Below are 23,352 nucleotides of genomic sequence, written 5' to 3' on the forward strand. Positions count from 1 at the left end.
CCATGACGAACCCGGCCGAGAAGCTCGTCGACCTGCTCGACCTGGAGCAGATCGAGGTCAACATCTTCCGTGGCCGAAGCCCGCACGAGTCTCTCCAGCGGGTCTTCGGCGGCCAGGTGGCGGGCCAGGCGCTGGTGGCCGCCGCCCGCACCACGGAAGGCGACCGCCCGGTGCACTCGCTGCACGCGTACTTCCTGCGCCCTGGCCGGCCCGGCGTACCGATCGTGTACCAGGTCGAGCGGGTGCGGGACGGACGGTCCTTCACCACGCGCCGGGTCACCGCCGTGCAGCAGGGCCGCACGATCTTCAATCTCACCGCCTCCTTTCACAAGCCTGAGGAAGGTCCCTTCGAGCACCAGCTGCCGCCCGCGCGCAAGGTCCCGGCCCCGGAGTCCCTGCCGAGGGTCGGCGACGAGATCCGGGAGCATCTGGGCGAACTGCCCGAGCAGTTGGAGCGGATGGCGCGTCGCCAGCCCTTCGACATCCGGTATGTGGACCGGCTGCGCTGGAGCGCCGAGGAGGTCAAGGACGCCGAGCCGCGCAGCGCGGTGTGGATGCGCGCGGTCGGGCCGCTCGGGGACGACCCGGTCGTGCACACCTGCGCGCTGACCTACGCGAGCGACATGACCCTCCTGGACGCCGTCCGCATCCCGGTCCAGCCCCTGTGGGGGCCGCGGAGCTTCGACATCGCGTCGCTGGATCACGCCATGTGGTTCCACCGGCCGTTCCGCGCGGACGAGTGGTTCCTGTACGACCAGGAGTCACCTATCGCGACGGGCGGACGCGGTCTGGCTCGCGGCCGGATCTACGACCTGGAGGGACGTCTGCTGGTGTCCGTCGTCCAGGAAGGCTTGTTCCGGCCGCTGTAGGTCAGGAGCTTCTGCGCCGGAGCCAGCCCAGCAGGCCGCGAGTCGGCTCCTCCTGGAGTGTCGACAGGTCCTGCGGCTGGGTGGAGGCTGTCCGCCGGGCCGTGGGGCGCGGCGCGGGCCGGAATGTCCGGGCGTCCTCCAAGGCGCGGATCAGGTCGGTCCTGAGCCATTCGATCTCGTCCGGGTGGTCCGCCGTCATGATCTTCTCGATGAGGTGCGCGGCGGGCGATCCCTGTGCGCCCTGGGCCGGTGGTCCCGGCCGGAAGCGACCCAGATGGGATCGCTCGTACGGGTCGGGGACGAGCTCCGCGATCTGTACGAGGTCGAGGAAGGCGGCAAGGGCTCCTGCGCTCTCCCAGGGGTCTTCGGCGAGCCGCAAGAGGAATCCGCGGTGGCGCCCCCGCCAGTTGCGGGCCCGCAGGTCCACGCCCGCGTCCAGCATGTCGCGCAGTCCTTCGGGCATACGGCGTGCGGTCAGCAGCGGGGTGTTCTCCCCGACTGTCGTGAACTCCTCGAGTTCGTCGGCGAGATACAGCCACACCACGGCTCGGTACCGGTTGAGATAGAAGCGCACCGGCGAGAACAGGCCCAGGCGGGCCAGGCGGGTGAACCTGCCCGCAGGGACGTCCATGACCTTGGCGCCCTCGGTGGTGCCCACGACCCGCACACGCTGAAGCAGCCAGTCCGGAAAACCGTCCGCCGCCCGCAGCCGGTCGATCTCGGAGCCGGTGACACGTCGCCCGCCGCCTCCTTCGTCGGGCACGGTCCGGATCTGCCCGAGGTGCACCGCGAGGTCGAACTCGCTTCGCTTCAGACCCAGTTCCCGGGCGGCTCGGCTGGGTGTGTGCGCCTGGTGATGGCGTTGGGTGATCAGGCTGCCCGACATGGTCGCTCTCCCCCTGGAGTCATCGCTCACGCTGTGTGCGTTCGCCGTGACAAAAACCGTAACCGGTGGGGCGAGATGCGTGGCGAGCCTGTGGATAACTCCTCGTGGACCTAAGAACGCGCAGGTCAGAGGTCCGGCGCCGGGCTCCGCTCGGGTTGGCGGGCGTCCACGTCGAGGTGCTCGCCGACCCGGTTGACGAGCAGCGTCATCTCGTAGGCGATCTGGCCGATGTCGGCGTCCGAGCCGCTGAGTACGCACAGGCAGCTGCCGGTGCCCGCCGCGGTGACGAAGAGCACCGCGTCGTCGAACTCGATCATCGTCTGCCGTACTTTGCCCGCGCCGAAGTGGCGTCCCGAGCCCTTGGCCAGGCTGTGCAGTCCGGACGAGACGGCGGCGAGATGTTCCGCGTCCTCACGGCGCAGCCCCGTGCTGGCGCCCGTGACCAGCCCGTCGTTGGACAGCACCAGCGCGTGCCGCACATGGTCGACGCGCTCGGTCAGATCGTCCAGCAGCCAGCCGAGCCCCTGCTTCTCCGGCATGTGTCCCGTCTCCCCGTGTGACGTCTCCTCCTGCCCGGAGGATCTCCACACAAGCCTTCCCCACGGCCGTCGACGGGGCAAGGAGAATGGGGACATGGCACAGAAGATGACCGATGAGGAATGGCGGGAGTTCGTCTCGCACGGCACCCGCACCGGCAAGTTGTCGACCGTCCGGGCCGACGGGAGCCCGCATGTGGCACCGGTCTGGTTCGTACTCGACGGTGACGACGTGGTGTTCAACACCGGCAAGGCCACCGTGAAGGGACGCAACCTGGCGCGGGACGGACGCGTCGCCCTGTGCGTGGACGACGACCGGCCGCCCTTCGACTACGTGGTGCTCCGGGGCCAGGCCCGGATCTCGGAGGATCTCGACGAGGTCAGGCACTGGGCCGGGCGGATCGGGGCGCGGTACATGGGCGAGGAACGGGCCGAGGAGTTCGGCGCCCGCAACGGCGTCCCGGGAGAACTCCTCGTCCGCGTGCAGATCGACAAGGTGCTGGCGGAGAAGGCCGTCGCGGAGTGACGTGCCGGTGAGCGGGCCCCTCCCCCTTGGTCAGCCCACCGAATCGAGCAGCCGGGCGGTGTGCATCCGCCCGGCGTACTCGACCAGTCGGATCAGCACCTCCTTGCCCGAGTCACGGTCCCGTGCGTCACAGAGCACCACGGGTGTGCCCTGGTCGAGGTCGAGAGCGCGCGAGACGTCGTGGGCGCCGTAGGTGCGGGCACCGGTGAAGCAGTTGACGGCCACCACGAAGGGGATGTGGCGGTGCTCGAAGTAGTCCACGGCCGGGAAGCAGTCCTCCAGGCGGCGGGTGTCCGCGAGGACGACGGCGCCCAGGGCTCCTTGCGACAACTCGTCCCACAGGAACCAGAAGCGGTCCTGTCCCGGGGTGCCGAAGAGGTAGAGGGACAGGCCGGAGCGGATCGTGATGCGTCCGAAGTCCATGGCGACCGTGGTGGTGACCTTCTGGTCCACACCGTCGGTGTCGTCCACCAACTGGCCCGCCTCGCTGAGCAGTTCCTCCGTGCGCAGCGGCCTGATCTCGCTGACGGCGCCCACCAGGGTGGTCTTGCCCACGCCGAAACCGCCGGCGACCAGTATCTTCAGCGCGAGGGCGGTCGTCTCGCCGCCCTGGGCATCGGAGTTCTCGGAGACCATCGATCACTTCTCTCGGGAGGGCCGGCAACGGGCGGCGACGTCGGTACGGGGTCGCGAAGGCAGCATCATGACAACTGGAGCTCCCCTTCGAGTGGTTGGACCGCTTATTGCCTGTTCTGGCCGACTCGCGCCCGATCGGTGTCGGAAAGAGTGCACGAGTCGGTGCCGTACTGGACCGCGGTGGTTCTGAACGTTCATCTACAGCGCCCGGAGCCCTTCGATCACCTCGCGCAGAATCCGTTCGTCGGGCAGCTGCGCGGGCGGCACCGGGCGGCTGACGGTGACACAGCCGAGTTCCAGGAGGTCTCCCAGGAGCACCCTGACCACGCCCACGGGCAGGTCGGCGCCGGCGGAGAGTTCCGCCACCGACTGCGTCTCCGTACGGCACAGGTCGATCAGGGCACGGTGTTCCGGCCCGAGCGAAGTGTCGTCGCCGGCTCCGGGTGCGCCCACGTCCAGGGTGACAAGGGCGATCAGGTCGAAACGCACCCCGGTGGGGCCGGGTTTGGTGCGTCCGCCCGTCATCGCGTAGGGGCGGACGAGGGGCCCGGCCTCGCCGTCGTACCACTGGCTGCCCGGTTCGTACGGGACGCCCTCCATGTCCTCGGTCATCTGAGCCGACCGCCCTTCCCTCTCATCCCGCCGCAGGGGGCCGCGCGCCCACGCGCGGTGGCGTGTAGAGGTGCTCGCCGACCCTCTTGACCAGCCGTGCCATCTCGTAGGCGACCAGGCCTATGTCCGCGGTAGCAGCGGTGAGGACGGCAAGACAGGAGCCGTCTCCCGCAGCGGCCACGAACAGGAAGCCGTCGTCCATCTCGACCATGGTCTGGCGCACTCCCCCGGCACCGAAGTGCCGGCCCGCCCCCTTGGCCAGGCTGTGGAAGCCGGAGGAGACCGCGGCGAGGTGTTCCGCGTCCTCGCGGCGCAGGTCCGTCGAGGCCCCCACGGCGAGGCCGTCGTTGGAGAGCACCACGGCATGCCGCACCTCGCTCACCCGCAGCACCAAGTCGTCCAGCAACCAGTCGAGTTCGCCGGACCTTCCCCACTCCCGGCTTCGTTCGCGCGGGGGGACTCCCATGTCGGCCCTCGTGCTCGGGTCCTGGATCATCCTCGGTCTCCTTCGCTGCTGTCTCTGCCCGCTGGGGAATCAGGGGCGGCACCACGGCCGGGCTGCCTGCCGCCACCGCGCGCCCAGCCGTCCCGGTACGCCGCCATCCGGTCCCGGACCATCTCGGGTGTACGGCCGTCGTCGTCCCGGTCTGCGGCTGCCCGGGCCGGTTCCTCGGATCGCTGTTCGCGCAGCTGGGGAGCGAGGTGCGCCTGCCGCACCCGGCGGGGGAGGTCGCCGGACTCCTCCGGCTCGTCGGGCGGCCGGTGCAGACGCAGGGCGGTGACTCCGGAGGGCGGTGTGTCGGTCGTTCCCCGGTCCGCCGAGGCCGTCAGGGGAGCCACCAGGGCGGGCCGCTCGGCCGGGGCGGGGACGGACTCCTGGTCCTGTTCGGCGGCCGCCACACGCGCGTACTCGCGTCCCGTGAGCCGTTCGCGGTCCGCGGCCTTGGCGGGGGAACGTTCCGCCGCCTTGATGTGCAGCAGCGCCGTGGGCAGCAGGACGACCGCGGTGGTGCCGCCGTAGGGCGAGGTGCGCAGGTGCACCTTGATGCCGTGCCGGGCCGCGAGCCTGCTGACCACGAACAAGCCGAGCCGGTCGCTGTCGAACAGGTCGAGTGCCTCGGACTGCTCGATGCGGCGGTTGGCCTCCGCGAGGGTCTCCTTGCCCATGCCCAGACCGCGGTCCTCGACCTCGACGGCGTAGCCGTTGCCGACGGGTTCCCCGGTGACCCGCACGCGCGTGTGGGGCGGTGAGAACTGGGCGGCGTTCTCGATGATCTCGGCCAGCAGGTGGGTGAGGTCGGCGACCGCCGCGCCGACGACGGAGGCGTCGGGCAGTTGACGCACCTCCACGCGCGCGTAGTCCTCGACCTCGGAGACGGCCGCGCGGACCACGTTGGTCAGCGACACCGGCATGCGCCAGGCGCGGCCGGGTGCCGCTCCGGAGAGGATGATCAGACTCTCCGCGTGGCGACGCATGCGGGTGGTGAGGTGGTCGAGCCGGAAGAGGTCGCTCAGTTCGTTCGGGTCGTCGGAGCGGCGCTCCATGCTGTCGAGCAGGCTCAGCTGGCGGTGGACGAGGACCTGGCTGCGGCGGGCGAGGTTGACGAAGACCCCGGAGATGCCGCTGGCGAGTTCGGCGCGCTCCACAGCGGCCCGCAAGGCCGCGCGGTGCACGGTGGTCAGGGCCTCGGCGACCTGTCCGGCCTCGTCCTCCGCGGGCGGCCCTGGCGGGGCCTCGGACTGGATGTCGATCTCGTCGCCGGCCCGCAGCCTCCCCATGGCCTCGGGCAGCTTGCGGCGGGCGATCTCGAGGGCGCTGTTGCGCAGGCTCACCAGCTCGACGACGAGTCCGCGCCCGATACGCACGGAGATGACGAGCGACGCGGCGACGGCCATCAGACCGAGCAGGACCGCGGCGCCGGCCGGGGTGAGCAGCCCCCGGGTGAACGGGTCGGCGCGGTGGGCGACACCGCTGCCCGCCGCCTGTTCGACGGTCCGCATGCCGCTCTGCACACGCGTGTGTGCCGCCTGCCAGGTGCCCTGCGGTGTCGCCTCGACGGCGCGGGTGCCGGGGGCGGCTGCGAGTGTCCGGTCCTCGGCGGCGGTCACGGTGGCGTACGCGCCGCTGTCGGCGACCTTCCGCCAGGCGGTGCGGTCGGAGCCGCGCAGGTCGGCCACGGCGCCCTCGGTGAGGGCCCTGCGGGTGTCGACGGCTCCGGTGAAAAGGCGCAGTCGCTCACCGGCGAGAACGCCCGACAGGCGCGCGCTGGCCAGCACCACGTCCTCCTGGGCCAGCGACTCGCGGGCACGGGAGAACTCGAGCAGCACGCGCGCGTCGGAGCCGAGGTCGGCATCCTGGATGCCGGTGAGGGCGCCGCCCACCACGAAGGCACCGGTGATGGTCCTGGTGTAGCGACCGTACGTCTCGTCCCATCCGGCGCTGCGGTCCAGAACGGCGGTGCGCACGGAGCGCAGTTGTTCGGCGCCGGTCACGAAGGCTTCGAGTCGCTGAGCGACACCGGCGGGCAGTTCCTCGCTGTCGGCGACGGTGTTGCCGTCACCGAGCCGCAGCCGTGCCACGGCCTGGTCGGTGCGCTCGGCGAGCTTGCGGAGGTCGTCGCTCTGCGCGGCGGACGGGTCGGTCGCGTAGCGGACCGCGGCGGCACGCTCCGCCTGGAGCGCGGTCACGGCGTCGGTGACAGGAGAGCGGACGGCGTTGTCCACGCGCTGCAACTGGCGCAGCCGGGACACGTCCTGGGCGGTGGTGACCGTGGCGTACGCCCAGAGGGCGAGCAGCGAGACGACGGGCACCATGAGCAGGCAGACGATCTTGGCGCGGACTGTGCGGGGACGTATCCGCCAGTGCCCCGTGCGCTCGGGTATGTCCTCCGGCAGGGGGCCCGCCGGGTCGTCCGGGCTTTCGTCGGCCGGTCGTCCGGCATGTGCGCGTCGCCCGCGCGCGGGTGTCTGGAGCGGCGCCTCGGCGCCGTCTGTGGGGGTCCTACGCGGTGTACGCATGGCCTCCTCGCTCGGGAGTGGTTCGGGGGGCGTGTCGTCGGGCCGTCCGGCCGGGATCCGCCGCTAGGAGGGGACGCTCTCGACCGCGCGCTGGGCAGAGGCGGATGCCTCGCGCTCTCCCGTCGTGGGCGACAGGGCGACGAAGGCCGAGGTCAGGAACAGGTAGGAGCCGAGACCGACGGCGAGCGGGAAGATGAACTGCATCGCCGTGGCCCCGGGCAGGACGGCACCGGAGGGCGAGACCCGCACACTCACCGCGAACATCCCGGTGTAATGCATGCTGCTGACCGCGGCACCCATGATGAGGGAGGCGATGGTGACGGCGACGGGCGACTTGATGTTCAGCGCCGCCCACAGGGCCGCCGTCGCCGCGACGACGGCGATGAGGACAGAGAGTCCGACCAGCACCGGGTCGTAGTCGACGTCGCCGTGCAGCCGTACGGCAGCCATGCCCAGGTAGTGCATGCTCGCCACGCCCAGGCCGGTGGTGAGCCCGCCCAGGAAGAGCGCGCGGACCCGGTCACGGCTGTAGCCGACCGCGAAGACCCCCGCGGAGACGACGACCATCGCGACCAGGAGACTCACGATGGTCAGTGGTACGTCGTAGCGGATGTCGGTACCGCTGACGCCGAAGCCGAGCATGGCCACGAAGTGCATGGTCCAGATGCCGGTCCCGATGGCCGAGGCCGCGGTGATGAGCCAGTTGCGGCGCGAACGCCCGGTGGCGCCGAGCGCGCGGACGGTACAGCGCAGGCCGAGCGCGGCGCCGATACAGGCCATGACGTACGAGAGCGTGGGCGTCAGCCAGCCCAGGGCAGCGTGGTCCAGGTGTCCCATGACCAAGGGACGCTAGTGGGGGCAGGGGCGCACAAAGAGGGCGCATTTCGAAAGGTGCCGCAATATGGCGCAGAGATGCATCTGAACGATCGCGTCACGCTCGAACGTGTGCGCACGGGCCCTCATCCGTGTCGGTGAGGGATCATGCGGAACATGACCGACGACCACACACATGTCCAGGAGTTCTTCTCGGCCCGTGCCGCCGACTGGGACAGCCGGTTCCCGGACGACGGCCCGGCCTACGCCGCCGCGGTCGCGGAGCTCGGGCTGCGCGTGGGCGACCGCGTGCTCGACGCGGGCTGCGGCACCGGACGGGCCCTGCCGCCCCTGCGTGCGGCCGTGGGGCCCTCGGGGGTCGTCCTGGGGGCCGATCTGACCCCGGCCATGCTGGAGGCCGCCGTAGGGGCCGGACGGCATCGGGACGGGCAGCTACTGCTCGCCGATGTGGCCGCGCTGCCGCTCCGCTCCCGGTCACTCGACGCCGTCTTCGGAGCGGGCCTGATCTCCCATCTGCCCCGGCCGGCCGAGAATCTGCGCGAGTTGGCCCGGGTGGTGCGGCCCGGCGGCGTCCTGGCCCTGTTCCACCCGATCGGCAGAGCAGCGCTGGCCGCACGCCAGGGCCGGCAGATCACCCCGGAGGACCTGCGCGCGGAGCCCCACCTCCGTCCCCTGCTGGCCGGTGCGGGCTGGCGCATGACGTCGTACGCCGACGAGGACGCCCGCTTCCTGGCCCTGGCCGTCCGCGAGGACTGACCGGCTCACTCCGTCCCGGCGACCGCAGCCACGAAGGCGTCGGGGTTGTCGAGCATGACGTTGTGACCCGCGCCGGGGACGGTCATCACCCGCACTCCTGACGCCTCCAGCGTCCGCCGCCCCTCCAGTTCACCGCTGAGCTCGCCCTGGAGATACACGCGGTCGATGGACAACCCTTCGAGGATCGCGCGCATCATGGGCACCGATCCGCGCCTGAGCCCGGTCGCGCTGCGGTGCAGGGCGCGCGGGTCGGCCAGCCGCATGGTCGCCGCCCACAGCGGGCCGACTTTCTCGAGCACGCGCGCGTGTCCGCCGGCGACGAAGTCGTCCTCCTCATAGGCGTCGATCCAGGTGCTGCCCGCCGTGGCCGGAGGCGAGGCGTCGAGGTTGGCCTCGGTGAGGACCAGCCGGGAGACGAGCTCGGGCCTACGGTGAGCCAGGACGAGCGCGACCGACCCGCCCATGCTGTGCGCGACGATCTCGACGCCGGTCAGATCCGCGGCGTGCAAAGCGGCGGCCAGGGCGTCCGCGTGGTCCTCCAGCGTGTATCCGAATCCCTCGGGGCGGTCGCTGACCCCGTGTCCGGGCAGATCGACGAACAAGCTGCGCCGACCCGCGAGTTCGGGCCGGGCCGCGATGTGCGCGTGATACACAGTCGAGATCGATCCCAGCCCGTGCACGTACACGCGTGCCGGCTCCTCGCCGGGCGTCTCGGTCCAGCGGATGCAGCTTCCCTTGCCGTCGAACTCGGCCTGCCTCATGGTGCCCTCCCTCGATGCGTCACCCAGGACAATACATCGTCACCGATGTATAGCGAAGAGGAGGTAAGACGGGAGGGATGTACAACGCTGATGCGGCAGAATGCGTGCATGCTGGAGCTCGCTATCCTCGGATTCCTCTACGACACCCCGCTGCACGGCTATGAGCTGCGCAAACGCATCACAGCGCTGGCGGGTCACGTGCGGCCCGTGGCCGAGAGCACGCTGTATCCGGCGATCAAGCGGCTGGAGAAGGCGGGGCTGCTGGCGCGCGCGACGGAACCTGGTGCCGTGGCCGCGCCGCGCCATGTCCTGACGCTCACCGACGAAGGCCGTCAGGAGTTGCGCCGCCGGCTCGCCGAACCGGCCGCGCGCGACATCACCGACGAGAACCGCTGGTTCACGGTCCTCGCCTTCCTCCGGCACCTGGACGACGCCGGCGCGCAGGCGGCCGTACTGCGGCGCCGACTCGCCTTCCTGGAGGAGCCGGCGAGCTTCTTCTACGAAGGCGACCGGCCGCTGAGCGCCGAGGAGTTGGACGATCCCTTCCGGCGCGGTGTGCTGACCATCGCACGCGCCACCTCCCGGGCCGAGCTCAGCTGGCTGCGGGAGACGATCGCGTCACTCGACGCCGCTTCGTAGGCGTCGGCCAAGCGCGGGAGGACCGGCACCGAAGCGCACAGCGCGAGTCAGCTGATCACTCCGCCCGGGACCCGGGCTCCTCCGGTGCCGCGGGCGGCTCGGCGGGCGTCGGCGAGGGTGGCCGGAAGAGGACGGCCCGGGCCACGGGCGGAGCGAACAGGGCGGTGACGGGCGCGGAGAGGGTCAGCACGGCACGGAAGGCCCGCCCCACGACAGGGTCGCCCGGGGCCCGCTCCTGGACGCGGCTCAGGTACCAGCCGGCGATCTGGTCCGCGGGCCCACCGTCGGTCGCCGTGCCGACCGCGCCCGGCATCTTGCGGTCCGCCCCGGCTGAGATGTCCCACGCCAGCCGGGACGCCGCGAGGAGCGCCTGCTGCACGCGCCGTGTCGTGGGTGTCCGGCGCCGGTCGGCCAGCGCGTCCCGCAGGGCGACCGCGCTCATCGCGGCCACGGCCATGCCCTGCCCGTAGATCGGGTTGAAGGTGCACAGGGCGTCGCCGGTGGCGAGGAATCCTGCCGGATGGCCGGGAAGGTCGTAGCGGCGGCGGATGTTCGCGGTCCGACGGAAGCCGAAGGCCGGGGAAAGCGGTTCGGCCTCGTCCAGCCACCGGTGCAGGAGCGGATGCGGCAACCTCTTGGCGTACGTCACGAACTCGTCGTCGTCCGTGGGCGGTTCGTCACCGCGCAGGCCCGACACGATCACCAGGTGGCTGCCGTCCTCCAGCGGCAGTGCGCCACCGGCATGCACCTGGTCGGGGTCGGGATAGGCGTAGTAGCCGCGGGTCTCGCCGTCGAGGGCGCCGTTCGTGCCGCGGTAGACACGGGAGGCGTAGGCGAGTCCGGTGTCGATGGTCTCCTCCTGCGGGCCCTCGGCGCCGATCGCCGCCAGCCACTGCGGAGCCTTGGTGCCGCTGCCGGAGGCGTCGACGACCAGATCGGCATCCAGAGGCCGGGACGCGGCACGGGCGTCGCCGGAGCGGTCCCGCACCAGCACACCCCGCACACGCGAGGCATCACCGAGGAACCCGACGACGTCGGTCCCCTCGAACACGCTGATCACCGGGTTGGCGAGAACCCGCCGCCGCACCATGTCCTCCAACTGTGCACGGGAACCGGTGTAGATGTGTGTCGTCGCGGGCAGCCGACGGAACCAGCGGCCGGTCTGCCACATCACCATGTCCGACGGCATGCCCACTCGAGGCGCGCCCGCCTCCCGCAGCTCCGCCAGGAACCCCGGCAGCAGCGATTCCATGGCCACCTGCCCGCCCTGCAGCAGGACGTGCGGATGCCGGCCCTGTGGCACGCCGGGCCGCGGCTCGGGGCCGTCCGGCAACCGGTCGCGCTCGACGACGGTCACCCGGTCGGCGTGCCCGGCCAGGACATGTGCCGCGAGAAGCCCTGCGAGGCTCCCGCCCACGACCACGGCGTGCCGACCGCCGCGGCCGTCGTCCGCGGCCCAACGGCTCTTCTCTCCGGCAGAGTTCACCGAACCGCTCCCCTGGTAGCCAAGTGGTGAGAAGACACAAGTATCCAGCCCCGCAAAGCTGGTTGACCGTTTTCCGGCCCTTCCGAGCGTCATGGGGACGACCGCCCCGGGCCGTCGGCTTCATCGATCATCCGGGTGTGCCGCAACGGGCGGCGGCCGACGGGCGGACTGAGGCTTCGCCACCTCGTCCCCCTTCTGCGACCAGGGCTCCGACCTTACGGTGAGTAGCAGAAGATGCACATTCGGCAGGACCACGTCACTCAGGGGGAAGGTGGTCGGCATGTGGGGCAGGATCCGCAAGTCCAGCGCCAGATTCGTCGATGCGTTGCGCACCGAGGCGCCCACCGGCCGGGAAGGCCGCACGCACAACCTGTTCGAGGCCGCCGCCGCGTACGTCTCGGCCTGCGCGGAGGACGATCAGGACCGGATCGACGAGGCCTCGGCCTGGGTATCGCCGGAAGCACTGTCGTTCGGGGTCAGCGAGCTCGCGTGCCGGGCCGTCATCGCCCTCGCGCGGGAGCGCGACGAGTCGCCGCGTACGGTGGCACGAGCGCTCCTCGGGCTGCCGGTGGCCTGACCGGCCGGCAAGGGATGGTCGATTCGCCCCGTCCAGCCGGAAAACTGCAGCTCCGGGTGTGCTTGGTAGTCGTGACAAGGGCCTTCCGCGCACACTAGGGTGCGCGCCGTTGGACGAACCGATGGGGAGGCTGGGATGGCCGGGACGGACGAGGACGCCGTCGCCGCTGCGGACGACGCGCTCTATGTGCTGACGGCGGTGCTGCTGACGCCGGCGAAGTTCCCGAGCGTGCTGGGCGACGACTATCCGGAGGCCTGCGCGGCGCTCGGTCTGGCACCGCTGGCCGACGGGTACGGCCTGGTGCTCGGCCAGGACGGCGGCGGCGCCCGATGGACGGTCGTCATCGACGACGTCTCGCTGGTCGCCGTCGCCATCGCGTCCTGGGACTGCGGCATGGAGTACGACCTGTCGCCCGACGAGCGCACGGTCGTGGCCGCGCTGCCCGGCTGGCCGCTCGCGGTCGCCGTCGCCGCGCCGGGCGTGCCGGCGCCGCACGACCCCGATCCCGAGACCGCCGACGGCCCGCCGCTGACGCCGCCGGACACGTCGACATGGGGGTCCGCCCAGCGGCGGCTGGGCGCCGATGAGATCGCGCTTCAGTGGGCGATGTGGCGGGAGCAGATCGACGACGCGGCCTTCCCGAGCCCGAACGGCGGGTCGACCCCGGGTGACCAGTCCGTGGCCGGCAAGGTCTCCGACCAGGAAGCCGCGAACCGCGATGCCTCGGACCGCGACGCCTCGGAGAACAAGGCCACGGGCGACGACGTTTCGGGCCACGAGGGCCCGGGAGGAAACACTGCGGGAGACGAGGCCGCGGGAAATCAGGCGGCGGGAAACCAGGCCTCGGGCGGGACCGAGAAGGAGCCTCGCAAGGGCCACAACGGCATCCGGCGCGTCCTCGCGGAGGCCCGCGCCTACGTCGATTCGCCACCGCCCCTCGGGCGGGTCCGGTCGTCCTTCGCGTCGGGCGAGGCGCGGATGCTGCGTGCCGACGGTCCCGGCTGGTCGCTGGTGGCCAGGACCGACGACATCGCGTTCGTGCTGCTCGACGACAAGCCCGGAGAGGTCCTGCCGGTGGGCCGGGGCCCTCAGCTGCCGGGGCTGCTGGAAGCGCTCGACAAGATGGCTGTACGTCCCAGCTGAACCGCCGCGCCGCACCGTCCGGGCCTGTCGTGCTCCCGGCCGGTGCGGGTGCGTCAGCGGCCGAGTTCCTTGCGGGTGACGCGGCGCAGTCGGCGCCGCTGTGAGGGGTCCAGTGTCAGGTATGCGGCGGCCGGGACTCCCAGGATGATCAGGACCGAGGCCCACCATGGCAGCCAGATCAGCAGGAGCAGCCCGACCGCCACTCCCCCTGCGGCGATCTTCGCGTTCTTCGACATGTGCGTCGCCTCCTTTGCGGCGGTTGCCGCTCTCTGTCCAGAGGAACGGGTTCGCGCCTCCTGCAGTTCCGAACCGCGACCCTGAGACATCCCTGAGACCTCGCCCTGAGACGCCCCGGATGAGCGCCCTCTAGCGGTCCGCCCGCAGTGGCTCGCCCACCTCGTGCATGTGGCTCAGGGCCTGTCGGTAGGAGTCGACGAGTCCGGTCTCCGTGTAGGGGATACCCAGATCCCGGCAGTGGGCGCGCACCAGCGGCTGTGCGAGGCGCAGATGGGGCCGGGGCATGCTGGGGAAGAGGTGGTGCTCGATCTGGTAGTTGAGGCCGCCGAGGAACCAGTCGGTGAGGGTGCCGCCGCGGATGTTGCGGGAGGTGAGCACTTGGCGGCGCAGGTGGCCCCAGGACTCGCCGTCAGGGTCCGGCATTTCCATGCCCTTGTGGTTGGGGGCGAAGGCCATCCCGAGGTGCAGGCCGAACAGCGCCTGGTGGATCACCGCGAAGGCCAGCGCCCTGCCGGGGGACATGGTGGCCAGCAGCAGGGTGGCGTAGGCGGCGAGATGGCCCACCAGGAGGGCGCCCTCCACCGCACGCTCCCCCGGCGCCTGTCGGCGCAGATCCCGGAAGCCCTGGACCTTGAGGGCGACGCCTTCGAGGAGGGTGAGCGGGAAGAACAGCCATGCCTGATGGCGGGTGAGCCAGCGCCTGAAGCCGGTGCGTCCCTTGGCCTGTTCGCCGGTGAAGACGAGGACGTCCGCGGCGACGTCGGGGTCCTTGTCGACGTGGTTGGGGTTGGCGTGGTGGCGATGGTGTTTGTGGTTCCACCAGGAGTAGCTCATCCCGAGCAGCAGATTGCCGTGGACAAGACCGATGGCGCGGCCGACCGCCTTGTCACCGGTGATCTGCGCGTGGCCCGCGTCGTGGCCTATGAAGGCGGTGCGGGCGCAGAACACGGCGAGGAGCGGGGCCAGCAGCAGGGTCCGCCAGGAATCGCCGGACAGGGCGACGGCGGTGACGAGACCGGCGAGGGCGAGTACGTTGACGACGATGGTCCGGGCGTACCAGCCGTGGCGGCGGTCCAGGAGGCACTGGCCCTTGACCGCGCGCAGGAGGGGTGCGAACTCGCTTCCGCCGGGCGGAGAGCCGGACGTGCCGCGCGGGTGGCGTGCGACGGTTGCGGTGCTCTGCGGCATGTCCGGGCTCCGGCTCTCTCAGGAAACGTGCTGACCTGAGGAAACGTACGGACCGGTGACCGGTCGCGACCATGTGGCAACCCCCCGTCTCCGTGCTGGGGGCAGCACCGGCCGCACCGGGGGGTTGACAACACCCTGGCGTGAATGTGATAAGGGCCACTCCCAGTGGGCCCGAGAGGTGATGTACCCTCGACCACTCCGCCGACGTAGTCAAGTTTGAGGAGTCCCGCGATCTCTGTCCAGAGGTTTCCCGCGGCATCACCGTCCGAGATCTCCGAACTGGCTTTGTGCTGTGCCGTGTTCGTGCCCGGCGACCCGGCCCGCACGGGCAGTGTGGCCTTCTGGCGGTCCGACGGCGCTCCTCCTCCCGCTGTCGCGGCGGGGACGGTCGAGGATCTGACGCTCGTGGTACCCGGCAACGGCGGTGTCGATCTGGTCAGCCTGCCCGCGGTGCTGCTGCCGGTCCGCGCCGCCCTGCCGATCCTCACGCGTGCGCGTGCCTCCGCACACGGGCACCGGGCGACCCTCTTCTGGGGTGCCGCCGCCGTGCTGGCCCTGCAGTGCGCGGCCCGTGGGCTGCTGCTGCCCGGACTGTCCCCCGCCGACCACGACGCCTGGCGCATGGGTCCCCTGGGAGGGGCCGACATCGAGCGTGTCCGCCGACTCGCCGCGGCGATGCCGCCCGAGGCGCACGCCGTACCCCTGAGCGCCGTCGAGCCGCTCCGGCTGCCCGACCCCGAACGGCTGGTGCGCGCCTTCCTGGACGCCGTCGCCGACACCCTGCCCCGCTCCCCCGCGGCACCCCTGGTGACGGGCGGACCCGCCTACGCCGCCCAGGAACCGCAGCACCTGCCCGAGCAGCGCGCTTGGGCGGCGGATGTCGCCGCGGGCCACGACGCGGGCGTACGCGTCTCGTTGCGCGTCGAAGTGCACGGCCTGGCCACTGGTGTGGCGCCCTCCTTCCGCGCCGTCCTCCAAGTGCACAGCGTGAACGATCCGACGATCATCGCGGACGCCGCCGACGTGTGGGCCGGTTCCACGGCCTTCGGCCCCCACACGCAGATGGACTGCCTGCTCACGCTCCGCAGGGCCGCACGCGCGTGGCCCCCGCTCAACCCGCTGCTCTCGGCCACCGTCCCGGACGCGGTCGAACTCGCCGACGACGAGATCACCGATCTGCTCGGAGCGGGCGCGCGAAGTCTCTCCGACCTGGGTGTCGAGGTGCACTGGCCGAAGGAGCTGGCCAGAAAGCTCACCACGCGCGCGATGGTCGGTCCGCCGGACGACAGCGACCGGATCGGGGCGGGCACTCCGTCGTTCCTGTCCGCCGACGCGCTGCTCGCGTTCGACTGGTGGTTCGCGCTGGGCGACCAGCAGCTCACGCGCGAGGAGCTGGACCGGCTCGCCGAGGCCAGCCGGCCTGTGGTGCGGCTGCGTGACCAGTGGGTGCTGGTCGACCCGCACGAGGTGCGCCGGGCCCGTGCCCGGCAGGACCGCAAGGTGACTCCCGTCGACGCGCTGAGCGCCGCTCTGACGGGCTCGGCCGAGGTCGACGGCCGCAGGGTCGAGGTGCAGCCCACCGGGTGGCTGGCGGCGCTGCGGGACCGGCTGGCGGACCCGGAGGCGCAGGAGCCGGTCCCGCAACCCGCCGCGCTCGCCGCGCCCCTGCGGGACTACCAGCGCCGGGGCCTGAACTGGCTGGCCCGTATGACGTCCTCGGGACTCGGCTGCTGTCTCGCCGACGACATGGGACTGGGCAAGACGATCACCCTGATCGCGCTGCATCTGCACCGGCAGACCGACACAGCCACCGCCGGCCCCACCCTCGTGGTGTGCCCGACGTCCCTCATGGGCAACTGGCAGCGCGAGATCGAGAAGTTCGCACCGGGTACGCGCGTGCGCCGCTTCCACGGCCCGCGGCGCGAGCTCGACGGCCTGGCCGACGGGGAGTTCGTGCTCACCACGTACGGCACGATGCGCCTGGACGCGCCCCGGCTCGCCGAAGCCGCGTGGGGGATGGTCGTGGCGGACGAGGCACAGCACGTGAAGAACCCGTACTCGGCGACCGCCCGGGAACTGCGCTCGATCGGGGCACGCGCACGCGTGGCGCTCACCGGAACCCCGGTGGAGAACAATCTGTCGGAGCTGTGGGCGATCCTCGACTGGACGACTCCCGGTCTGCTGGGCCGCCTCGGCACCTTCCGCGCCCGGTACGCGCAGGCCATTGAGAGCGGTCAGGATCCGGTCGCCGCGGAACGTCTCGCCCGGCTGGTGCGCCCCTTCCTGCTGCGGCGCCGCAAGTCGGACCCTGGGATCGCCCCGGAACTGCCGCCGAAGACCGAGACCGACCGTGCCGTGTCGCTCACCCAGGAACAGGCCGGCCTGTACGAGGCAGTGGTGCGCGAGACCCTGGCCGAGATCGCCCGGGCGGACAGCATGGCGCGGCGCGGGCTGATCGTGAAGCTGCTGACCGGGCTGAAGCAGATCTGCAACCACCCGGCGCAGTTCCTCAAGGAGGAGCAGCCGAGGATCGCCGGCCGTTCCGGCAAGCTGGAACTGCTGGACGAACTCCTCGACACCATCGTCGCCGAGGGAGCGAGCGTCCTGGTGTTCACGCAGTACGTGCGCATGGCCCGTCTCATCGAGGAGCACCTCGCGGCGCGTGGCCTGCCGTCGCAGTTCCTGCACGGCGGGACACCGGTCGCCCGGCGTGAAGCGATGGTGCGGCGTTTCCAGGAGGGCGAAGTGCCCGTGTTCCTGCTGTCGTTGAAGGCGGCCGGCACCGGCCTGAACCTCACCCGGGCCGAGCACGTCGTGCACTACGACCGCTGGTGGAACCCGGCCGTCGAGGCGCAGGCCACGGACCGCGCGTACCGCATCGGCCAGACCCGGCCCGTGCAGGTGCACCGGCTGATCGCCGAGGGGACCGTCGAGGACCGCATCGCCGACATGCTGCACCGCAAGCGGGAGTTGGCCGACGCGGTACTCGGTTCCGGCGAGGCGGCACTGACCGAGCTGACGGACGCGGAGCTGGCCGATCTGGTCGAGCTTCGAGGGGGTGCACGATGACCGGACATGACGCTGACACGGAGCGCACGTTCGCGGCGCTGCCGCCCGCGCACGGGCGGGGTTTCGCACAGACGTGGTGGGGCCAGGCCTGGCTGCGGGCGCTGGAGGACGCCGCGCTGGACTCGGGGCAGGTGAAGACGGGCCGCAGGATCGCCCGCGCGGGCGCCGTGGGGGCGGTGTCGGTACGTCCCGGGCGCATCACGGCCGTGGTCCAGGACCATGATCGCACCACGCACCGCGCCGACGTTCTGCTGGCCGAACTGTCGGCCGAGCAGTGGGACCGCCTCCTCGACATGGCCGTCGAGCGGGCCGGTCACGTCGCGGCCCTGCTGGACCGTGAGATGCCGCCGCATCTGGTCGAGGACGCGGCGTCCGAAGGCATCGAACTCCTGCCGGGGCTGGGCGATCTGGAACCGGAGTGCGACTGCGGCGCCTGGGACCACTGCGGGCATACGGCAGCTCTCTGCTATCAGGTGGCCCGGCTGCTGGACCAGGACCCCTTCGTCCTGCTGCTGATGCGCGGTCGCGGCGAACTCGCCCTCATCGAGGACCTCCAGGGCCGCAGCGCCGCGCCCGTGGAGGAAGCTCACGAACCGGAAGGCGTGGACGCCGCCGAGGCGTATGCGGCCGGCGACATCCTGCCGCCCCTGCCCGAGACCGCGGAGATGCCCGAGAAGCCCGGCTCGCCACCCTCGCTGGACACCGAGGCCCCGCCCGGGCCGGGAGTCGATCCGGTCGCCGTCCGTCATCTGGCCGCTCGGACCGCCGTAGAGGCTCATCGGCTGCTCGCGGACGCCCTCCGACGACCGTCCGAACGGCCTTTTGCCGTACTCGGGCTGACGGCCGCTCAGGATGCGGTACGCCTCGCCGTCGACGCGCCCGACCCGGCACTGACGGAACGGCTCGCCAACGGATCGGGCCGCGATCCGCAGTCGCTGGCGGACGCCACGCGCGCGTGGGGGCTCGGTGGTGCGGAGGCGCTGTCGGTGCTGGAAGAGGAATGGACGCCCCCGGACGACACACTCGCACGCGCGCGTGCCGCTCTGGACTCGGCCTGGGACGAGGACGAACGGCCGTCGCTCAGGGCAGAGGGCAACCGGTGGACGGCCGTCGGCGCATTGGCCCAGGTGCGCCTGGGGCGGGACGGGCGGTGGTGGCCGTACCACCGGGAGCGGGAACGCTGGGTACTCGCGGGCCCGGCAGCCCTGGATCCGGCGACGGCTCTGTCCTCGGCGGAGCTCTCCTCAGCCGAACCGCAGCGGTAGATCGGCCAGGCCCCTCAGGAGCGTGCTGCTGCGCCAGGTCAACGTGCCCGGGTCGGTCGCGAAGGCGAGAGCGGGCCGGTGGCGCAGCAGCAGGCGCAGAGCGACGGCCGCCTCCGCGCGGGCCAGCGGGGCACCCAGGCAGTGGTGCGGGCCGTGGCCGAATGCCAGGTGCGCGCGCGTGGGACGCCGTAGGTCGAAGCGGTCGGGGTCCGGAAAACGCAGCGGATCGCGGGAGGCCGCGGCGAGGGAGACCTGTACGGAGTCGCCCGCCTGGATCGGGGTGCCGTCGATGTCGAGCGGCTCGGCCGCGAAGCGGAACGCGGTGGCGTGCACGGGTGAGTTGTAGCGCAGGGACTCCTCGACCGCAGGGGCGGTGAGGTCCGGTTCGGCGCGGAGCAGGGCGAGTTGGTCGGGATGGGCCAGCAGCGCGTGGACGGTTCCGGAGATCAGGTCGACGGTCGTCTCATGGCCGGCGACGAGGATCAGGAACGCCATGCCGAGGAGTTCTTCCGAGGTGAGGTCCGAGGCTGCCACGAGGTCGCCGAGCAGGCCTGTCGCCCGCCGTTCGCGTGTTCGGGCGAGCAGACCGGCGAGGTACTCGGTCAGTGACGCCGCGGCGGCGGTCGCCGTCTCGGCCGAGGCGGGCATGACGAGTTCGTCGGCCCAGGCGTGGAACACCGCGCGGTCGGCCGCGGGCACCTCCAGGAGGTCACAGATCACCGTGACGGGGAGCGGCAGCGCGTACCTGGCGACCAGGTCCGCCGTTCCCCGCTTCGGCAGTGCTTCCAGGAGTTCGAGGGCGGTGGCTTCGATTCTCGGTCGCAGCGCGGTGATCCTTCCTGCCGTGAAGTGAGCCGCCACCAGTCGACGCAGCCGGGTGTGCTGCGGAGGGTCGCTCTGGAGCATGTTGCGGCCGACGGCGTGTCCGCCGTCGCTCCGCCAGGACGAGGAATGCCGGATGTCGTTGCGCAGTCGCGGGTCGGTCAGCGCGGCTCGCGCCGCGTCATGGGCGACGACGAGCCAGGTCTCACCGCTTCCGGGCACGAGGACGCGGTGCACGGCGCTCTTGGCCCGCAGCGCGGCGTAGACGGGGTACGGGTTCGAGGCGAAGTCATGGCCGTCCGGGGTCAGCTCCTCGAGAGTGGGGGCGGGCATGGTGGTTCCTTTCGGTTGCGGTCGTCAGGCTGACGGCGTCCCGACCCGGCCTTCACCGCTCCGCGCGCCAGAGCGGGTGCACCGAGGCCGCGAGGGCTGTCGCCTGGGCGTGGCCGGCCCGGGCGGCCGCGGGGCGGCGCGCGTCCGACGTCATGTCGCGGCCCATGGCCCGGCGTGCGGCGCGGTCCGGCGTCACGAGGGTGACGTGGGCGCCTTCGGCGGTGAGGACGGCCGCCTGCTGTTCGGCACCGGGATGAGGGCCCACGGCGGCGGGGATCGGGGCGATGGCCAGGACGTGGTGATGGCCACGCGCGAGGTGGATGTTGGCCGTGGAACGGCTGCCCCCGTCCATCCAGGGGCGCCCGGTCAAGGTGATCGGAGGCAGGACCACGGGCACCGCGCAGCTCGCGACAACGGCTTCGAGGAGCGTGACGTCCGAGTCGGCGTCGAAGGCCGTCAGTTGCCCGGAGAGGGCGTCGACGGCCGTGATCCGCAGTGGGCGGTCGGGCCAGGCGCCCACGCTCCGCAGCAATGGCCGCAGGGCGTCGTACACATCGGACTCGGGACCCGTGCGGGCCCTCAGCGCCGCTCGCCCGAGGCGCAGCACGGAACGCTCCGGATCGCGGGAGCCCAGCGCGGCCCACAGAAAGCGAAGCGTCTGAGCAGACGTCACACCGAGGCCCACCCGGTCGGCGCCGGCCAGTTGGCGTTCGTACAACTCGCGCGCGGGCTCACCCGCGCGGAGGCGCGAACCGAAGATCGCACCGGCTGAGGTCCCGATGACGACATCCGCGCGGGCCGGGTCGACACCGGCGTCGCACAGGCCTGCGAGAACTCCCGTCATCCAGGCTCCGCCGACGGGCCCACCCCCGCCGAGAACGAGCGCCGTACTGCCCATGTCCCACCCCTCCCAGGTAAGTGGGGAGCACTCCCCACTTACCTGGACGACGATAGCATCGTTACCGGGGAACACTCCCCGGTAATGCGAAGGGGCGATCATGGCGGACGACTCGACAGCGCCGGTACGGCGTCGCGATGCGCGACGCAACCGGGAGTTGCTGGTCGAAGCCGCTCACGAGGTCTTCACGGAGCAGGGGTTGGAGGCACCCCTGGACGTCATCGCGCGACGCGCGGGGGTGGGAAACGCCACGCTCTACCGGCATTTTCCGAGCCGTGCCGCCCTGGTCGACGCGGTCTTCCGTGACCCGCTGGCGGGCACCATGGCCGCCGGCGAGCAGGCCCGGGCCGCCGCTGACCCCTGGGAGGGACTCGTCGGCTACACGGAAGCGGTGTTCGCCGTCCTGGCGACCGATCGCGGTACGAACGACCTGATGACCACGCACCTCGAGGGCGTCGAGTCGTTGCAGGCCGTGCACGCTCACAACCGGGCGACCATGGAGCTGCTCCTGCGTCGTGGGCGCGAGGAGGGAAGCATCCGGGCGGACGTCACGACGGAGGACGTTCTCTTCGCGCTGGCCGCGCTCGGCCGGGCCGTCCCCTCCCTCGCCGCGGCCGCCGGTCCCGAAACCTGGCGTCGCCCTCTCGCCCTGCTCCTCGACGGTCTGCGTGCCTCGCCGGCCGTGGCCCCCCTCCCGTCCCCCGCGCTCACGGCGGACGAACTCGGCGATGTGCTCCAAGGATTGGGACCGCACCGGCCACCCCGCAGCGCGACCGGCTGAACACGCGGCACGCGCGCGCGTAACGCGATGTCGGGCCGACGCACGGCCGACGCCACCCGTTCACCCTTCGGTCGAACGGCGTTCCGCGCGGGGCTCAAATCTGGCCGCTGTCACCGAACTTGGTTACCAGGAGGCCCCATGTCCCCGCACCTCGACGGCCGACGCCCCGCCAGACGCACCGCAGCGGCGGGGGTACCCCTCGCCCTCATCGCCGCCCTGATCGCAGCGGGACCGGCCATGGGTGCCCCGTCGGGCGAGGCGCAGGTCGTAAGGACGGCGACGCTCGGCGACATCCCGCTGGGTGTGTTCAGCAACAGGCTCCTGCCGGGCACGGTGGCCGACGACCGCGGGGTCGACCTCGGCGGCATCGGCAGTGACATCTACCCGGCGGGCCGCAAGGGCGAGTTCTGGACCGTCACCGACCGCGGACCCAACGGTCAGATCAAGGTGGCCGGCACCAAGCGCCGCACGTTCCCGGTCCCCGGCTTCGACCCGGCGATGGTGAAGATCCGCGTCCGCGGCGACACCGTGAAGGTGCTGGACGCGATCCCGGTCACCACCTCCTCCGGCAAGCCCGTCACCGGGCTGCCCGACCAGCAGGGCCGCGACGAGGCGCCGTACGACTACAACGCGCTCACAGCACTGTCGTACAACCCGAACGGCCTGGACACCGAAGGCATCGTGCGGGCCCCGGACGGGACGTTCTGGCTTGTCGACGAGTACGGGCCGAGCCTGGTCCACGTCTCCGCGCGCGGGAAGGTCCTCACGCGTTATGTGCCCAAGGGGCTGAACCTCACCGGCGCCGGCTACCCGGTGGTGGAGGCGCTGCCCTCCGTCCTGCTGCACCGGAAGATCAACCGGGGCTTCGAGGGGCTCGCCCAACTGCCCGGCGGGGAACTGGTATTGGCGGTGCAGAGCCCGTTGTCCCTGCCGGACACGAGCGCCGGAGAGTCCTCCAGGACCACCCGGCTGCTGCGTTTCTCGCCGAAGAAGAAGACGGTCACCGCCGAGTACGCGTACCGCTTCGACCCGGTGAACGTCGTGGACCCGAGCGAGGACGACACCTCCGAGCTCAAGATCTCCTCGGTGGTCGCGGTGGGCGGTGACCGGCTGCTGGTCGAGGAGCGCACCGACAAGGCCGCACGGCTTCAACTGGTGCGCCTGGACCGGTCCTCGAACATCCTCGGCAGCACCTGGGACGACGACACCACGTCTCCGTCACTGGAGCAGCTCGACGATCCGGCGGCCTCGGGCGTGCCCGTACTCGCCAAGAACCTGGTCGTCGGCCTGGGCGCGGTCGCCGGGGTGCCTGGGAAGATCGAGGGCATCGCACGGGTGGATCACGACACACTCGCCCTGATCAACGACAACGACTTCGGGATGACGGACGGAGCGGGAGCGTTCGACGCCGACGGCCGACTGGTCGACAGCGGGGTGGAGACGACGGTGTCGTACGTCCGGCTGCCGCACCGCCTCTGAC

At 71.6% G+C, this 23,352-nt stretch carries 23 protein-coding genes; 10 read left to right on the forward strand and 13 right to left on the reverse strand.

Annotation, left to right across the window (positions count from 1 at the left end):
- The first annotated feature begins 2 nt into the window (after positions 1 to 2).
- Entirely contained in the window at positions 3 to 869 is an 867-nt protein-coding gene (locus AQJ46_RS23405; RefSeq protein WP_057609864.1) for an acyl-CoA thioesterase, read from the forward strand.
- Between the two features lies 1 nt (position 870).
- Here the strand turns inward: AQJ46_RS23405 and AQJ46_RS23410 are convergent, their stop codons facing one another.
- Together AQJ46_RS23410 and AQJ46_RS23415 are read right to left on the reverse strand one after the other, a co-directional pair.
- Positions 871 to 1,755, reverse strand: a complete 885-nt coding sequence (locus AQJ46_RS23410) for a DUF6397 family protein (RefSeq protein ID WP_059207463.1) — start codon at positions 1,753 to 1,755, stop codon at positions 871 to 873.
- 125 nt (positions 1,756 to 1,880) lie between these two features.
- Positions 1,881 to 2,294 (reverse strand): roadblock/LC7 domain-containing protein, encoded by a 414-nt coding sequence (locus tag AQJ46_RS23415; RefSeq protein ID WP_057609866.1) that lies wholly within the window; start codon positions 2,292 to 2,294, stop codon positions 1,881 to 1,883.
- Positions 2,295 to 2,388: 94 nt separating this feature from the next.
- Here AQJ46_RS23415 and AQJ46_RS23420 point away from each other — a divergent pair, with 94 nt between their 5' ends.
- A complete protein-coding gene (locus AQJ46_RS23420; RefSeq protein WP_059207464.1) occupies positions 2,389 to 2,817 on the forward strand; it encodes a PPOX class F420-dependent oxidoreductase in 429 nt (142 codons plus the stop codon).
- 30 nt (positions 2,818 to 2,847) lie between these two features.
- Here AQJ46_RS23420 and AQJ46_RS23425 read toward each other — a convergent pair whose 3' ends face one another.
- From AQJ46_RS23425 to AQJ46_RS23445, 5 genes are all read right to left on the reverse strand, one after another.
- Complete coding sequence (locus AQJ46_RS23425; RefSeq protein WP_057609868.1) at positions 2,848 to 3,453, reverse strand: GTP-binding protein; 606 nt, start codon at positions 3,451 to 3,453, stop codon at positions 2,848 to 2,850.
- Positions 3,454 to 3,651: 198 nt separating this feature from the next.
- Positions 3,652 to 4,065 (reverse strand): DUF742 domain-containing protein, encoded by a 414-nt coding sequence (locus AQJ46_RS23430; RefSeq protein ID WP_059207465.1) that lies wholly within the window; start codon positions 4,063 to 4,065, stop codon positions 3,652 to 3,654.
- A 22-nt stretch (positions 4,066 to 4,087) separates the two neighbouring features.
- Positions 4,088 to 4,561: a roadblock/LC7 domain-containing protein gene (locus AQJ46_RS23435; RefSeq protein WP_059207466.1), complete on the reverse strand. Its 474-nt coding sequence runs from the start codon at positions 4,559 to 4,561 to the stop codon at positions 4,088 to 4,090.
- A complete protein-coding gene (locus tag AQJ46_RS23440) occupies positions 4,558 to 7,083 on the reverse strand; it encodes a sensor histidine kinase (RefSeq protein ID WP_059207467.1) in 2,526 nt (841 codons plus the stop codon). Before AQJ46_RS23440 ends, AQJ46_RS23435 begins: the two co-directional genes overlap by 4 nt.
- A gap of 63 nt (positions 7,084 to 7,146) precedes the next feature.
- Entirely contained in the window at positions 7,147 to 7,920 is a 774-nt protein-coding gene (locus AQJ46_RS23445; protein WP_059207468.1) for an MHYT domain-containing protein, read from the reverse strand.
- Positions 7,921 to 8,073: 153 nt separating this feature from the next.
- Here AQJ46_RS23445 and AQJ46_RS23450 point away from each other — a divergent pair, with 153 nt between their 5' ends.
- Positions 8,074 to 8,673 (forward strand): class I SAM-dependent methyltransferase, encoded by a 600-nt coding sequence (locus tag AQJ46_RS23450; RefSeq protein ID WP_059207702.1) that lies wholly within the window; start codon positions 8,074 to 8,076, stop codon positions 8,671 to 8,673.
- A 5-nt stretch (positions 8,674 to 8,678) separates the two neighbouring features.
- Here AQJ46_RS23450 and AQJ46_RS23455 read toward each other — a convergent pair whose 3' ends face one another.
- Positions 8,679 to 9,434: an alpha/beta fold hydrolase gene (locus tag AQJ46_RS23455; RefSeq protein ID WP_059207469.1), complete on the reverse strand. Its 756-nt coding sequence runs from the start codon at positions 9,432 to 9,434 to the stop codon at positions 8,679 to 8,681.
- Positions 9,435 to 9,542: 108 nt separating this feature from the next.
- Here AQJ46_RS23455 and AQJ46_RS23460 point away from each other — a divergent pair, with 108 nt between their 5' ends.
- Positions 9,543 to 10,073 carry a PadR family transcriptional regulator gene (locus AQJ46_RS23460; RefSeq protein WP_059207703.1) on the forward strand — a complete coding sequence of 177 codons (531 nt, stop codon included), beginning with the start codon at positions 9,543 to 9,545 and terminating at the stop codon, positions 10,071 to 10,073.
- Positions 10,074 to 10,128: 55 nt separating this feature from the next.
- On the opposite strand, the gene AQJ46_RS23465 is transcribed toward AQJ46_RS23460, so the two are convergent.
- The gene (locus AQJ46_RS23465; RefSeq protein WP_059207704.1) at positions 10,129 to 11,490 is read right to left on the reverse strand and encodes an FAD-dependent oxidoreductase; all 1,362 of its coding nucleotides are present in this window, start codon (positions 11,488 to 11,490) and stop codon (positions 10,129 to 10,131) included.
- Between the two features lie 349 nt (positions 11,491 to 11,839).
- On the opposite strand from AQJ46_RS23465, the gene AQJ46_RS23470 reads away from it, so the two are divergent.
- Positions 11,840 to 12,136: a hypothetical protein gene (locus AQJ46_RS23470; RefSeq protein WP_059207470.1), complete on the forward strand. Its 297-nt coding sequence runs from the start codon at positions 11,840 to 11,842 to the stop codon at positions 12,134 to 12,136.
- A 135-nt stretch (positions 12,137 to 12,271) separates the two neighbouring features.
- Complete coding sequence (locus AQJ46_RS23475; protein WP_059207471.1) at positions 12,272 to 13,279, forward strand: hypothetical protein; 1,008 nt, start codon at positions 12,272 to 12,274, stop codon at positions 13,277 to 13,279.
- A gap of 53 nt (positions 13,280 to 13,332) precedes the next feature.
- Here the strand turns inward: AQJ46_RS23475 and AQJ46_RS23480 are convergent, their stop codons facing one another.
- Together AQJ46_RS23480 and AQJ46_RS23485 are read right to left on the reverse strand one after the other, a co-directional pair.
- Positions 13,333 to 13,515, reverse strand: a complete 183-nt coding sequence (locus AQJ46_RS23480; protein ID WP_057609876.1) for a hypothetical protein — start codon at positions 13,513 to 13,515, stop codon at positions 13,333 to 13,335.
- Positions 13,516 to 13,645: 130 nt separating this feature from the next.
- On the reverse strand, positions 13,646 to 14,704 hold the full coding sequence (locus AQJ46_RS23485; protein WP_059207472.1) for an acyl-CoA desaturase: 1,059 nt from the start codon (positions 14,702 to 14,704) through the stop codon (positions 13,646 to 13,648).
- 297 nt (positions 14,705 to 15,001) lie between these two features.
- Here AQJ46_RS23485 and AQJ46_RS23490 point away from each other — a divergent pair, with 297 nt between their 5' ends.
- Positions 15,002 to 17,773: a DEAD/DEAH box helicase gene (locus AQJ46_RS23490; protein ID WP_404828480.1), complete on the forward strand. Its 2,772-nt coding sequence runs from the start codon at positions 15,002 to 15,004 to the stop codon at positions 17,771 to 17,773.
- Positions 17,770 to 19,038 (forward strand): SWIM zinc finger family protein, encoded by a 1,269-nt coding sequence (locus tag AQJ46_RS23495; protein WP_059207473.1) that lies wholly within the window; start codon positions 17,770 to 17,772, stop codon positions 19,036 to 19,038. Before AQJ46_RS23490 ends, AQJ46_RS23495 begins: the two co-directional genes overlap by 4 nt.
- Here AQJ46_RS23495 and AQJ46_RS23500 read toward each other — a convergent pair.
- Both AQJ46_RS23500 and AQJ46_RS23505 read right to left on the reverse strand, forming a co-directional pair.
- Positions 19,018 to 20,193: a cytochrome P450 family protein gene (locus AQJ46_RS23500; RefSeq protein ID WP_059207474.1), complete on the reverse strand. Its 1,176-nt coding sequence runs from the start codon at positions 20,191 to 20,193 to the stop codon at positions 19,018 to 19,020. The two genes, AQJ46_RS23495 and AQJ46_RS23500, sit on opposite strands and share 21 nt — an antisense overlap.
- A gap of 52 nt (positions 20,194 to 20,245) precedes the next feature.
- Entirely contained in the window at positions 20,246 to 21,091 is an 846-nt protein-coding gene (locus AQJ46_RS23505; RefSeq protein ID WP_059207475.1) for a patatin-like phospholipase family protein, read from the reverse strand.
- Positions 21,092 to 21,191: 100 nt separating this feature from the next.
- On the opposite strand from AQJ46_RS23505, the gene AQJ46_RS23510 reads away from it, so the two are divergent.
- A complete protein-coding gene (locus AQJ46_RS23510) occupies positions 21,192 to 21,872 on the forward strand; it encodes a TetR/AcrR family transcriptional regulator (protein ID WP_059207476.1) in 681 nt (226 codons plus the stop codon).
- A 138-nt stretch (positions 21,873 to 22,010) separates the two neighbouring features.
- Positions 22,011 to 23,351: an esterase-like activity of phytase family protein gene (locus tag AQJ46_RS23515; RefSeq protein WP_059207477.1), complete on the forward strand. Its 1,341-nt coding sequence runs from the start codon at positions 22,011 to 22,013 to the stop codon at positions 23,349 to 23,351.
- Position 23,352 lies beyond the last annotated feature (1 nt).

It is taken from the genome of Streptomyces canus (assembly GCF_001514145.1).
Classification (GTDB): domain Bacteria; phylum Actinomycetota; class Actinomycetes; order Streptomycetales; family Streptomycetaceae; genus Streptomyces; species Streptomyces canus.